This window comes from Klebsiella sp. P1CD1, from assembly GCF_003790505.1.
Lineage (GTDB): Bacteria > Pseudomonadota > Gammaproteobacteria > Enterobacterales > Enterobacteriaceae > Klebsiella > Klebsiella variicola.
Map to the genome: position 1 here is coordinate 1,435,083 of NZ_CP033631.1, position 12,943 is coordinate 1,448,025.

General features: G+C 61.1%; 13 protein-coding genes. 11 read left to right on the top strand and 2 right to left on the bottom strand.

Features of this window, described 5'->3' with window-relative positions; genetic code table 11:
• The first annotated feature begins 18 nt into the window (after window positions 1-18).
• Window positions 19-615 carry a GDP-mannose pyrophosphatase NudK gene (nudK, locus tag DTA24_RS07160; protein WP_044613795.1) on the top strand — a complete coding sequence of 199 codons (597 nt, stop codon included), beginning with the start codon at window positions 19-21 and terminating at the stop codon, window positions 613-615.
• 63 nt (window positions 616-678) lie between these two features.
• On the top strand, window positions 679-1,725 hold the full coding sequence (locus tag DTA24_RS07165; RefSeq protein WP_012540917.1) for a DUF1176 domain-containing protein: 1,047 nt from the start codon (window positions 679-681) through the stop codon (window positions 1,723-1,725).
• On the opposite strand, the gene tkt is transcribed toward DTA24_RS07165, so the two are convergent.
• Window positions 1,715-3,709, bottom strand: coding sequence for a transketolase (gene tkt, locus DTA24_RS07170; protein ID WP_008803842.1), 1,995 nt, complete (start codon window positions 3,707-3,709; stop codon window positions 1,715-1,717). The genes DTA24_RS07165 and tkt overlap by 11 nt on opposite strands.
• A gap of 16 nt (window positions 3,710-3,725) precedes the next feature.
• Window positions 3,726-4,682: a transaldolase gene (tal, locus tag DTA24_RS07175; RefSeq protein WP_008803843.1), complete on the bottom strand. Its 957-nt coding sequence runs from the start codon at window positions 4,680-4,682 to the stop codon at window positions 3,726-3,728.
• Between the two features lie 294 nt (window positions 4,683-4,976).
• Between tal and maeB the strand changes: the two genes are divergently transcribed.
• The 9 genes from maeB (at window position 4,977) to DTA24_RS07220 (ending at window position 12,941) form a co-directional block, all read left to right on the top strand.
• Complete coding sequence (gene maeB / locus DTA24_RS07180; RefSeq protein ID WP_008803844.1) at window positions 4,977-7,256, top strand: NADP-dependent oxaloacetate-decarboxylating malate dehydrogenase; 2,280 nt, start codon at window positions 4,977-4,979, stop codon at window positions 7,254-7,256.
• 218 nt (window positions 7,257-7,474) lie between these two features.
• The gene (eutS, locus tag DTA24_RS07185) at window positions 7,475-7,810 is read left to right on the top strand and encodes an ethanolamine utilization microcompartment protein EutS (protein WP_002913729.1); all 336 of its coding nucleotides are present in this window, start codon (window positions 7,475-7,477) and stop codon (window positions 7,808-7,810) included.
• 12 nt (window positions 7,811-7,822) lie between these two features.
• Window positions 7,823-8,302, top strand: coding sequence for an ethanolamine utilization acetate kinase EutP (gene eutP, locus DTA24_RS07190; RefSeq protein ID WP_023298056.1), 480 nt, complete (start codon window positions 7,823-7,825; stop codon window positions 8,300-8,302).
• On the top strand, window positions 8,280-8,969 hold the full coding sequence (eutQ, locus tag DTA24_RS07195) for an ethanolamine utilization acetate kinase EutQ (RefSeq protein ID WP_008803846.1): 690 nt from the start codon (window positions 8,280-8,282) through the stop codon (window positions 8,967-8,969). Before eutP ends, eutQ begins: the two co-directional genes overlap by 23 nt.
• Window positions 8,966-9,775, top strand: coding sequence for an ethanolamine utilization cob(I)yrinic acid a,c-diamide adenosyltransferase EutT (gene eutT / locus DTA24_RS07200; RefSeq protein ID WP_012967464.1), 810 nt, complete (start codon window positions 8,966-8,968; stop codon window positions 9,773-9,775). The genes eutQ and eutT overlap by 4 nt, the downstream gene beginning before the upstream one ends.
• Complete coding sequence (gene pta / locus DTA24_RS07205) at window positions 9,765-10,781, top strand: phosphate acetyltransferase (RefSeq protein WP_012540923.1); 1,017 nt, start codon at window positions 9,765-9,767, stop codon at window positions 10,779-10,781. Before eutT ends, pta begins: the two co-directional genes overlap by 11 nt.
• Before the next feature lie 38 nt (window positions 10,782-10,819).
• Window positions 10,820-11,110: an ethanolamine utilization microcompartment protein EutM gene (gene eutM / locus DTA24_RS07210; protein WP_000387720.1), complete on the top strand. Its 291-nt coding sequence runs from the start codon at window positions 10,820-10,822 to the stop codon at window positions 11,108-11,110.
• Window positions 11,111-11,238: 128 nt separating this feature from the next.
• A complete protein-coding gene (eutN, locus tag DTA24_RS07215; RefSeq protein WP_123836616.1) occupies window positions 11,239-11,526 on the top strand; it encodes an ethanolamine utilization microcompartment protein EutN in 288 nt (95 codons plus the stop codon).
• 11 nt (window positions 11,527-11,537) lie between these two features.
• Window positions 11,538-12,941: an aldehyde dehydrogenase family protein gene (locus DTA24_RS07220; RefSeq protein WP_016161620.1), complete on the top strand. Its 1,404-nt coding sequence runs from the start codon at window positions 11,538-11,540 to the stop codon at window positions 12,939-12,941.
• The last annotated feature ends 2 nt before the right edge of the window (window positions 12,942-12,943 follow it).

Sequence of the window (12,943 nt, forward strand, 5' to 3'; positions counted from 1 at the left end):
TTACGCTGTGGGGTCGGTATGTCACTCAATATTCACGTCATTAAAGATAAAATCCTCTCTGAAAACTGGTTCGTGTTACGCAACATGACCTATGAGCTGACGCGCGAGGATGGCAGCGTCGTGCGCCATAAGCGCGAGGTCTACGATCGTGGCAACGGCGCTACCGTGCTGCTGTACAATCGCCGCAAGCAAACGGTGGTCCTGGTGCGTCAGTTCCGGGTCGCCACCTGGGTCAATGGCAATCATGACGGCATGCTGATTGAAACCTGCGCCGGGCTGCTGGACAACGACGAGCCGGAAGCGTGCATTCGTAAAGAGGCGGTGGAAGAGACCGGCTACGAAGTGGGCGAGGTGCGTAAGCTGTTTGAGTTGTTTATGTCGCCAGGTGGCGTTACCGAAGTGGTGCATTTCTTTATCGCTGAGTACAGCGACGCGCAGCGAACCACCAGCGGCGGCGGGGTGGATGATGAAGCCATCGAGGTGCTGGAGCTGCCTTTTAGCCAGGCGCTGCAGATGGTCGCTGACGGTGAGATCCGCGACGGTAAGGCGGTCATTCTGCTGCAGTATCTGCAAACCTCCGGCCTGATGTCGGGGAACTCTGACAAATCCGATTGAGTAAGCGGCTGCCGTTGTCCAGGATAGGCGCCGTGGTCGGGTTTATCTGGGGTCGGGCGGTTCATGCTTTTTCGCATCATTTATTTCCTCTTTCTGGCGGTGCTGCCTTGCTCGCAGGCATGGTCGGCACCGACGCAGCAGCGCTTCAACGACTGGCAGGTCACCTGTAACAACCAAAATTTCTGCGTCACCCGTAACGTGGGGCTGCATTATGGGCTGGTGATGACCCTCAGCCGCAGCGCCGGAGCAGTGACTGACGCCAGCCTGCGTATCGAACTGGGGGGCACCGGTAATCCGGTGGCGACGCTAGCGCCGATAGCGCCGCGCCTGCTGCTGGATGGCAAACCGGTGTCCCTGACCGACAAGCGCTGGCACATTGAAGATAAGCTCATTAAAACCGCCGACAGCGTGACGATCGATGCATTTCTCCAGCAGGTTCAGGAGGGGAAAGCTCTCTCGCTGGCCAATGGCCTGCAGAGTATCTCCCTGCAGGGGTTGAAAGCGGCTCTGTTTTTTATCGACGATCGGCAAAAGCGGGTAGGCAGTGAAACGGCCTGGGTCGGCAAAGGGGAAGAGCCGCCGCTCAGCGTACCGCCGGCCCCGGCGCTGCGCGCAGTGGCGACCGCGGAAACAGCGCAGTCGCCGCTGGGGCGTGAGGAGCTCAACGATCTGATGGACTACGGTAATGAGCGGATGACCAACAGCAACTGCTCCCTCGATCCCTTCCGCCGTGAAATTCGCGTTACTGCGCTGACGGATGACAAAGTGCTGCTGATGACCAGCTGCGAATCCGGCGCGTACAACACCGTCTGGCTGGCCTGGCTGGTCTCCCGCCAGCGGCCCTATGTCGCCCGTCAGGTGCGGCTGACGCTGCCGTTTCAGCCGCCGGGCGAGGCACCGCGGGAGATCGAGCTTATCAACGCCAGCTACGATGATCGCCGCCATGAGCTGGTGACCCTGGATAAAGGCCGCGAGGCCGGCGATTGCGGGATCCAGACCCGCTGGCGTTTTGACGGCCAGCGGTTCAGTCTCTCCCGCTACGCGCAGCAGCCGACGTGTGATAACTGGCAGGGGCCAGACGCCTGGCCCACGCTGTGGATCACCCGTTAAGCACCTGCTCCGCGGTGGCGACGATATGGTCGACCGTAAAGCCAAAGAACGGAAACAGCTGCTCTGCCGGGGCGGATTCGCCATAGCCGGTCATGCCGACGATCTTGCCTTTTAAGCCGACATATTTATACCAGTAGTCCGCTATCCCGGCCTCGACCGCCACCCGGGCGCTGACGTCCGACGGCAGCACCGACTCGCGCCAGGCCTCATCCTGGGCATCAAACACATCGGTGGAAGGGAGCGAGACGACCCGCACATTCACCCCGTTCGCCAACAGTTTTTCTGCGGCCAGCACAGTGATCTCCACTTCCGAGCCGGTGGCGATGAGGATCAGGTCGGGCTTCCCGCCGGCATCTTTCAGCACGTAGCCTCCCCGGGCAATAGCCTGCACCTGTTCCGGGGTGCGCGGCATCTGCGCCAGGTTTTGCCGCGACAGGATCAGCGCCGTTGGTCCGTTCTGGCGCGCAATGGCCGCCTGCCAGGCGACGGCGGTCTCCACCTGGTCGCAGGGGCGCCAGGTGCTGAAGTTCGGCGTCAGACGCAGACTGGCCAGCTGTTCCACCGCCTGGTGCGTCGGGCCATCTTCCCCGAGACCGATGGAGTCATGGGTATAGACCATGATCTGCCGGGCCTTCATCAGGGCCGCCATGCGCGCGGCGTTGCGGGCGTACTCCACGAACATCAGGAAGGTAGAGGTATACGGAATGAAGCCCCCGTGCAGGGCGATGCCGTTGGCCACCGCGGTCATGCCAAATTCGCGCACGCCGTAGTGGATATAGTTGCCCGCAGGATCGTCTTTAATCGATGTCGAGCCAGACCAGATGGTCAGGTTACTCGGCGCAAGATCCGCCGAACCGCCCAGCAGTTCCGGGAGATGCGGGCCGTAGGCGTTCAGCGCGTTTTGCGAGGCCTTGCGGCTGGCGATTTTCGCCGGCTCGGCCTGCAGTTTCGCCACGTAGTCGCGGGCGGTCGCGGCAAAGTCTTCCGGCAGGGTGCCATCCATGCGGCGAGTCAGCTCAGCGGCCAGTTCCGGAAACTGCTGCTGGTAGGCGGCGAATTTCTCGTTCCAGGCGTGCTCGGCTTTTTCGCCGCGCGGACGCGCATCCCAGCCCTGATAGATCTCTTTCGGGATCTCGAAGGGCGGATATTTCCAGCCCAGCTGCTGGCGGGCCAGGGCCACCTCTTTTTCGCCCAGCGCCGCGCCGTGAGACTCTTCCGACCCCGCTTTGTTGGGCGAACCGAAGCCGATGATGGTCCGACAGATAATCAGCGACGGCTTATCTTTCACCGCCTGCGCTTCCGCAATGGCCTGTTTAATGGCCTGCGGATCGTGACCATCAATGTCACCGATCACATGCCAGTGATAGGCGCGGAAGCGTTCGGCCGTATCATCGGAAAACCAGCCTTCGGTTTTGCCGTCGATGGAGATGCCGTTGTGATCGTAAAAACCGATCAGCTTACCCAGTCCGAGCGTACCGGCCAGCGAACAGGCCTCATGGGAGATCCCCTCCATCAGGCAGCCATCGCCCATGAAAACCCAGGTGTGATGGTCGATAATCTCATGACCGGGGCGGTTAAACTGTGCCGCCAGGGTGCGTTCGGCGATGGCCATGCCGACGGCGTTCGCCAGCCCCTGGCCCAGCGGGCCGGTGGTGGTCTCCACCCCGGGGGTATAGCCATGCTCCGGGTGGCCCGGCGTTTTTGAGTGCAACTGACGGAACTGCTTGAGTTCTGACAGCGGCAGATCGTAGCCGGTCAGGTGCAACAGGCTGTAGAGCAGCATCGACGCGTGGCCGTTGGACAGAATAAAGCGGTCGCGGTCCACCCAGCCAGGGTTCTGCGGATTGTGCTTGAGAAAATCGTTCCACAGCACTTCGGCAATGTCTGCCATCCCCATTGGCGCACCGGGGTGGCCGGAATTGGCTTTCTGCACCGCGTCCATACTCAGGGCGCGGATGGCGTTGGCAAGCTCTCTTCGGGACATAGTTTTCTCCGTGAGACTAAAGTGACAGTTTGGCGGCAAGCAGATCTTCCAGTTTGCGCTGATCGACGGCGAACAGGCGGATCCCCTCCGCCAGCTTTTCGACCGCCATCGGGTCCTGATTATGTTCCCAGCGGAACTCCGCCTCGCTGAGCGGCACCGGGCGCGGCAGGATCTGGCTGGCAGGGATCAGTTTGCGCACCACCGGGGCGTCGCTGGCCTGCAGCTCTTTTAACAAGGGCGGGGCGATGGTCAGCCGGTCGCAGCCGACCAGGGCGAGGATCTGTTCGGTGCGGCGGAAGCTGGCGCCCATCACGATGGTGGTGTATTTATGCTGTTTGAAGTAGTCATAGATATTGCGCACCGATTTCACCCCCGGATCTTCCTCCACCACGTAAGGATCCAGCGGCTTACGCGCCTGATACCAGTCATAAATACGCCCGACGAAAGGGGAGATCAGATAGACCCCGGCTTCGGCGCAGGCCCGGGCCTGGGCGAAGGAAAACAGCAGCGTCAGGTTGCAGTGGATGCCTTCTTTTTCCAGCGTCTCGGCGGCGCGGATCCCCTCCCAGGTGGATGCCAGTTTGATCAGGATCCGCGACTTATCAATGCCCATCTCCTGATACAGCGCCACCAGATGGCGCGCCTTCTCGATGCTCTTCTCCCGGTTGAAGGAGAGCCGGGCGTCCACCTCGGTGGAGACCCGGCCCGGAATGCTTTTGAGGATCTCCGCGCCAAAATTGACCGCCAGCTTATCGCAGGCGTGAGTCACCTGCGCTTCACGGCCGCCTCCTTGCTTTTTCGCCCAGGCGATGGCGTCGTCAATGAGTCCGCTATAGGACGCCAGGCCGGCGGCCTTCAGCAGCAGGGAGGGGTTAGTGGTGGCATCTTCCGGATGATAGTGGCGAATGGATTCGATGTCGCCGCTGTCGGCGACCACGGTGGTGAACTGCTTGATGCTGTCTAGCTGATTCATAGATAAGTCCTCCTGGAACAAGGTGTTACATGAGTGCTTGCCGGTATGCGGTATAAATAGTGATGAGGTACATAACCAAAAAGCATAGCAGACGGGGCTATTATTGGCGGCGAATCCGGGTAACATAACCGCTATAAATTGATAACAACCAGATCATAGCGATGGCCAGAGTTTGGCGGTGTTCAAAGTTTATCGCCCCGCCAGGAGGGATACTGTCTGCCACTGAAAGGTGAACGACAGGATGGTCATCACGCTTTTCCCCTACGAACGATACGTGAAAGAAAGGAATAGAAAATGGATGAGCAGTTAAAACAGAGCGCCCTCGACTTCCACGAATTTCCGGTTCCCGGAAAAATCCAGGTCTCGCCGACCAAACCTCTCGCCACCCAGCGCGATTTGGCGCTGGCCTACTCGCCGGGCGTCGCGGCCCCCTGTCTGGAAATCGAAAAAGATCCGCTGGCCGCCTACAAATACACTGCCCGCGGCAACCTGGTGGCGGTCGTCTCCAACGGCACCGCGGTGCTGGGGCTGGGGAATATCGGCGCGCTGGCCGGCAAGCCGGTGATGGAGGGCAAAGGCGTCCTGTTTAAGAAATTCGCCGGCATCGATGTGTTTGATATCGAAGTCGATGAGCTGGATCCGGACAAATTCATTAACGTCGTCGCCGCCCTTGAGCCGACCTTCGGCGGTATCAACCTGGAAGATATTAAAGCGCCGGAGTGTTTCTACATCGAGCAGCAGCTGCGCGAGCGGATGAATATTCCGGTTTTCCATGACGATCAGCATGGCACGGCGATCATCAGCACCGCGGCGATCCTCAACGGTCTGCGCGTCGTCGAGAAGAATCTGTCCGACGTGCGGATGGTGGTCTCCGGCGCGGGCGCGGCGGCGATCGCCTGCATGAACCTGCTGGTGGCGCTGGGGATGCAAAAGCACAACATCGTGGTCTGCGATTCGAAAGGCGTCATCTATAAAGACCGTGAACCGAACATGGCGGAAACCAAAGCCGCCTACGCAGTGGAAGACGACGGCAAACGTACGCTTGATGATGTGATCGATGGCGCCGACATTTTCCTCGGCTGCTCTGGCCCGAAAGTGCTGACTCCGGAGATGGTGAAGAAGATGGCGCGCGCGCCGCTGATCCTTGCCCTGGCCAACCCGGAGCCGGAAATTCTGCCGCCGCTGGCGAAGCAGGTCCGCGATGACGCCATCATCTGTACCGGTCGCTCCGACTACCCTAACCAGGTCAACAATGTGCTCTGCTTCCCGTTCATCTTCCGCGGCGCGCTGGACGTCGGCGCGACGGCGATCAACGAAGAGATGAAGCTGGCGGCGGTGCACGCCATTGCCGAGCTGGCCCATGCCGAGCAGAGCGAAGTGGTGGCCTCCGCCTATGGCGATCAGGATTTAAGCTTTGGCCCGGACTACATCATTCCGAAACCGTTCGACCCGAGGCTGATCGTCAAAATCGCCCCTGCGGTGGCGAAGGCGGCGATGGACTCCGGCGTGGCAACGCGCCCGATCGCTGATTTTGACGCCTATATCGAGAAGCTGAGCGAGTTCGTCTATAAAACCAACCTGTTTATGAAGCCTATCTTCTCTCAGGCGCGCAAAGAGCCGAAGCGCGTGGTGCTGGCGGAAGGGGAGGAGACCCGGGTGCTGCACGCCACTCAGGAGCTGGTGTCGCTGGGGCTGGCCAAACCGATTCTGGTGGGGCGCCCTAGCGTGATTGAAATGCGCATCCAGAAGCTGGGTCTGCAGATCAAGGCCGGCGTTGACTTTGAGATCGTCAATAATGAATCCGACCCGCGGTTTAAAGAGTACTGGAGCGAGTACTACCAGCTGATGAAGCGCCGCGGCATTACCCAGGAGCAGGCGCAGCGGGCGGTGATTAGCAACACCACGGTGATTGGCGCCATCATGGTTCATCGCGGTGAAGCGGATGCGATGATCTGCGGGACTATCGGCGAGTACCACGACCACTACCGCGTGGTGCAGCCGCTGTTTGGCTATCGCGACGGCGTCAGCACCGCCGGGGCGATGAATGCGCTGCTGCTGCCGAGCGGCAACACCTTTATCGCCGACACCTATGTCAATCACGATCCCTCCCCGGAAGAGCTGGCGGAGATCACCCTGATGGCGGCGGAAAGCGTGCGTCGCTTCGGTATTGAGCCGCGGGTGGCATTGCTGTCGCACTCCAACTTTGGTTCCGCCGACTGCCCGTCAGCCAGCAAGATGCGCAAAACCCTTGAACTGGTGAAGGCGAGCGCCCCGGAGCTGATGATCGATGGCGAAATGCATGGCGACGCCGCGCTGGTGGAAAGCATCCGCAACGATCGCATGCCGGACAGCCCGCTGAAGGGATCGGCCAATATTCTGGTGATGCCGAATATGGAAGCCGCCCGGATCAGCTATAACCTGCTGCGTGTCTCCAGTTCGGAAGGGGTGACCGTCGGGCCAGTGCTGATGGGGGTGGCGAAGCCGGTGCATATTCTGACGCCGATCGCCTCCGTACGCCGCATTGTGAATATGGTGGCGCTGGCGGTTGTCGAAGCGCAAACCGAACCGCTGTAATCTCGTTTTTTTCCCATTAACGCGCGGAGAGTTTTCCGCGCACAATATCAGGCAGGCCGGCGAGTAAAAACGCTGAGCCTGCCTTTTTAATTCCGCCGCATTATTATTTTCTCTCCTGAGTGATCCACTTCACCTTTTAACCCCACTTGCCGAAATTTGTTATTTGCCGCGCTGAAATACCGTCACCATGAGGACAGATTTCAGGGGGGCAATCAGTCATGGATAAAGAACGCATTATTCAGGAATTCGTACCAGGCAAACAGGTCACACTGGCGCATCTGATTGCCCACCCGGGAGCGGAGCTGGCGAAAAAGATCGGCGTACCCGAATCCGGCGCGATCGGCATTATGACGCTGACACCGGGGGAAACAGCGATGATCGCCGGCGATCTGGCGATGAAGGCCGCCGATGTGCACATCGGTTTTCTCGACCGGTTTAGCGGCGCGCTGGTGATCTACGGTTCGGTCGGCGCGGTGGAGGAGGCGCTCCTGCAGACCATCGGCGGGTTAGGCCGCTTATTAAATTATACCTTGTGCGAATTAACGAAAAGTTAATTGAGAGCGACCATGAAGCGTATTGCCATTGTCGGCGCCGTCGGTGCAGGAAAAACCACATTATTTAATGCCCTGCAGGGAAATTATTCCCTCGCCAGAAAAACGCAGGCGCTGGAATTTAACGATCGTGGCGACATCGATACACCCGGGGAATATTTCAGCCATCCGCGCTGGTATCACGCCTTAATTACCACCCTGCAGGATGTGGACACCCTGATTTATGTCCATGCGGCCAATGATATCGAAAGTCGCCTGCCTCCCGGGTTACTGGATATTGGCAGCCGAAAGCACCTTATCGTGGCGATCAGCAAAACGGATCTGCCGGATGCCAACGTCGCCGCGGTGCGGCAGCTGCTGGACGGGATGGGGTTTCAGGCGCCGGTTTTCGCCCTCAACGGTTGCGATCCGCAAAGCGTCGCGTCGCTGGAAAATTATTTGAGTGAGCTCAGCCAAAAGGAGGAAGGGCCAGGTGAAGAAACTCATTACCGCTAACGATATTCGTGCCGCCCACGCGCGCGGCGAACAGGCGATGTCAGTTGTTCTGCGCGCCAGCATTATCACCCCGGAAGCGCGCGAAGTCGCCGAGCTGCTGGGATTCACTATCACCGAGGATGATGGCGCCGCGCCGGCGGCGACAGCGGCGGACAGCGACAAAACGGAAAGCCAGCGGATCCGCGAAACCATCCTGGCGCAGTTGCCGGAAGGCCAGTTTACCGAAAGCCTGGTGGCGCAGCTGATGGAAAAGGTGATGAAGGAGAAGCAGTCCCTGGAGCAGGAGGCGATGCAGCCAGGATTTGACTCCGTGACCGGCAAAGGCGGCATCAAAGTGATCGACGGCAGCAGCGTGAAGTTTGGCCGCTTCGACGGCGCCCAGCCGCACTGCGTTGGCTTAACGGATCTGGTGACCGACCAGGATGGCAGCAGCATGGCCGCCGGATTTATGCAGTGGGAGAACGCCTTCTTCCCGTGGACGCTGAACTACGACGAAATCGATATGGTGCTGGAGGGCGAGCTGCATGTGCGCCATCAGGGGGAAACGCTGATTGCCAAAGCAGGGGACGTCATGTTTATCCCGAAAGGCGCCAGCATCGAATTCGGTACCCCGTCGACGGTGCGCTTCCTGTACGTCGCCTGGCCGGCAAACTGGCAATCGCTATGAACGATTTCATTACCGAAGCGTGGCTCAGAGCGAATCATACGCTCAGCGAAGGCGGTGAAATCCATCTTCCTGCCGACGCTCGCCTGACGCCCTCGGCGAGGGAGCTGCTGGAAAGTCGGCATCTGCGGGTCAAATTTCTCGACCGCCAGGGGCGCCTGTTTGTCGAGGATGACGAACAGACGCCGCAGCCGGTGCATGTCCTGACCAGCCGCGACCATCCGCCCCAGGCCTGCTGCGAGCTCTGTCACCAGCCGGTGGATAAAAAGCCGGACACCCTGACCCACCTGACGGCCGATACCCTGGTGGCGAAAAACGATCCGCGGCTGGCCTTCCGTGCGGTGCTGGACAGCACCATCGCTCTGACGGTGTGGCTGCAAATTGAACTGGCGGAGTCCTGGCAGCCGTGGCTGATGGATATCCGTTCGCGGCTGGGCAACATCATGCGCGCCGACGCGCTGGAGGAGCCGCTGGCGGCGCAGTCGATAGCCGGATTCAGCGAGGGACAGTTACACCGTCTGTCCCATCAGCCGCTGCGCTTCCTGGGCCACGATCACCTGGTGCCGGAGGCCCGCCATGGGCGCGAGGTCGCGCTGCTTAATCTGCTGCGCGGCAAAGTCCGCGAGGCGGAGGTGACCGCGGCGCAGGTGTTTATCACGCCGCAATTTGCGGTCCGGCGCGCCGATATTATGCAAGCGCTCAACCGTCTCTCCAGCGCGGTCTACGTGATGATGATCCTGGGCGTGACGGATTCGCCGCCAACCCTCAGCCAGCTGCAGCAGCAGCTGGGAGGTGAAGATGATCATTGACCAATGCCGCAAACTGGCGCTGCGCGCCCCCGCCCGAGTGGTGTTCCCGGATGCGCTGGACGTCCGTGTGCTGAAGGCGGCGCATTATCTGCAGCAGCAGGGCCTGGCGCGTCCGATCCTCGTCGCCAGTCCCTTCGCGCTGCGGCAGTTCGCCCTTGGCGAACGTCTGCCGCTGACCGGAGTGCAGATCATTGATCCGCACAGCAACCTGGCGATGCGCGAGGCGTTTGCCGCCGCCTGGCAGGCGCGCGCCGGCGATAAAGCGCCCGCTGACGCCGTCGACAAGCTGGCCGACCCGCTGATGTTCGCCGCGGCGATGGTCAGCGGCGGTGAGGCCGAGGTGTGTATCGCCGGGAATCTCTCGTCAACCGCCAGCGTGCTGCGCGCCGGTCTGCGCCTTATCGGCCTGCAGCCGGGGTGTAAAACGCTCTCTTCGCTGTTTCTGATGCTGCCGCAGTATGCCGGCCAGCCGCTGGGGTTTGCCGACTGCAGCGTGGTGCCGCAGCCGACGGCGGCGCAGCTGGCGGATATCGCGATTGCCAGCGCCGAGACCTGGCAAGCGATCGCTGGCGAAGCGCCGCGGGTGGCAATGCTGTCTTTCTCCACGCACGGCAGCGCCCGGCATCCCTGTGTGGCTAACGTCCAGCAGGCCACGGAAATCGTGCGTCAGCGGGCGCCGCAGCTGATGGTCGATGGCGAACTGCAGTTTGACGCCGCCTTTGTACCGGACGTCGCTGCGCACAAAGCGCCCGGCAGCCCGCTGAGGGGGCGGGCCAATGTGCTGGTCTTCCCATCGCTGGAGGCGGGCAACATCGGCTACAAAATCGCCCAGCGGTTGGGTGGATATCGCGCCATCGGGCCGCTGATCCAGGGCCTCGCCGCCCCGCTTCACGACCTCTCGCGAGGCTGTAGCGTAGAGGAAATTATCGAACTGGCGCTGGTGGCGTCGGTACCGCGCCAGACGGACGCAAGCCGGATCCCCGACTCGTCCACGCTGGTTGAATGAATGGTCCCCTTCAGGACCCCTTATGAGAGGAAAACACAATGGAAGCATTAGGAATGATTGAAACCCGGGGCCTGGTTGCACTGATTGAGGCCTCCGACGCCATGGTCAAAGCGGCCCGCGTCAAGCTGGTAGGCGTGAAACAGATCGGCGGCGGCCTGGTGACCGCCATGGTGCGCGGCGATGTCGCGGCGTGCAAAGCCGCCACGGATGCCGGGGCGGCGGCGGCTCAGCGTATCGGTGAGCTGGTCTCTGTACATGTCATCCCGCGCCCGCATGGCGATCTGGAAGAGGTCTTCCCGATCAGCTTCAAGGGCGATAGCAACATCTAACGGGAGAGGGGGTGCCGGACAGTCCGGGTCGGACAGGACGCTAGCGCGTCGCTATCTGGCAATGACAAGGCATGAATGCCGGATGGCGCTGCGCTTATCCGGCCTGCACATCACACGCGGAGACGGACATGAAGCTGGCTGTTGTTACCGGATATGTGGTCTGCACCGTACGCCATGAAGGGCTGGCCCACGACAAACTGCTGATGGTGGAGATGCTCAATGCCCGCGGCGAACCCGACGGGCAATGCGCGGTCGCCATCGACAACATCGGCGCGGGATGCGGGGAGTGGGTGCTGCTGGTCAGCGGCAGCTCGGCGCGACAGGCGCACGCCTATGGCGCCTCTCCGGTCGATCTGTGCGTGATTGGCATCGTGGATGAGGCTGCGGCCGATGGTCAGGTGCTCTTCCATAAGTAGGGTGAAAAATCATGAATCAACAGGACATTGAACAGGTAGTGAAAGCGGTACTGCTGAAAATGAAAGACAGCAGTCAGCCTGCTGACGCCGTTCATGATAGGGGCGTTTTTGCCTCACTGGATGACGCTGTCGCGGCGGCAACGGCGGCCCAGCAGGGATTAAAGCGGGTGGCGATGCGTCAGCAGGTGATTCAGGCCATTCGTGAGGCGGGTGAAAAGCATGCCCGTGAACTGGCGGAGCTTGCGGTGACGGAGACCGGCATGGGACGCGTTGAAGATAAGTTTGCCAAAAACGTGGCGCAGGCACGGGGTACGCCAGGCGTGGAGTGTCTGACTCCGCAGGTGCTGACCGGCGATAACGGCCTGACGCTGATTGAAAACGCGCCCTGGGGCGTGGTGGCCTCGGTCACGCCCTCGACCAATCCGGCGGCGACGGTGATTAACAACGCCATCAGTCTGATTGCCGCCGGCAACAGCGTAGTCTTTGCCCCCCATCCGGCGGCGAAACAGGTCTCGCAGCGGGCGATCACCTTGCTTAACCAGGCGGTAGTGGCCGCCGGCGGCCCGGCCAACCTGCTGGTGACCGTGGCGAACCCGGATATCGACACCGCCCAGCGGCTGTTTAAGTACCCTGGTATCGGCCTGCTGGTGGTGACCGGCGGCGAAGCAGTGGTCGAGGCGGCGCGCAAACATACCAACAAACGTCTGATTGCCGCCGGGGCCGGCAACCCGCCGGTGGTGGTGGATGAGACCGCCGATCTGCCGCGCGCCGCGCAAGCGATCGTCAAAGGCGCCTCGTTTGATAACAACATCATCTGCGCCGACGAGAAGGTGCTGATCGTGGTCGATAGCGTCGCCGACGAACTGATGCGCCTGATGGAAGGCCAGCAGGCGGTGAAACTCACGGCGGCGCAGGCCGAACAGCTCCAGCCGCTGCTGCTGAAAAATATCGACGAGCGCGGCAAAGGCACGGTCAGCCGCGACTGGGTCGGCCGCGATGCGGGCAAAATCGCCGCGGCGATTGGCCTGCAGGTGCCGGCGCAAACCCGTCTGCTGTTCGTGGAAACCCCCGCCAGCCATCCGTTTGCGGTGACTGAACTGATGATGCCGGTGCTGCCGGTGGTGCGGGTGGCGAACGTCGAGGAGGCCATCGCCCTGGCGGTGCAACTGGAAGGCGGCTGCCACCATACGGCGGCGATGCACTCGCGCAATATCGACAACATGAACCAGATGGCGAATGCCATCGACACCAGCATCTTCGTCAAAAACGGGCCGTGCATCGCCGGGCTTGGGCTGGGCGGCGAGGGCTGGACCACCATGACCATCACCACCCCAACCGGGGAGGGGGTGACCAGCGCGCGGACCTTCGTTCGTCTGCGCCGCTGCGTGCTGGTGGATGCGTTTCGAATCGTATAAGG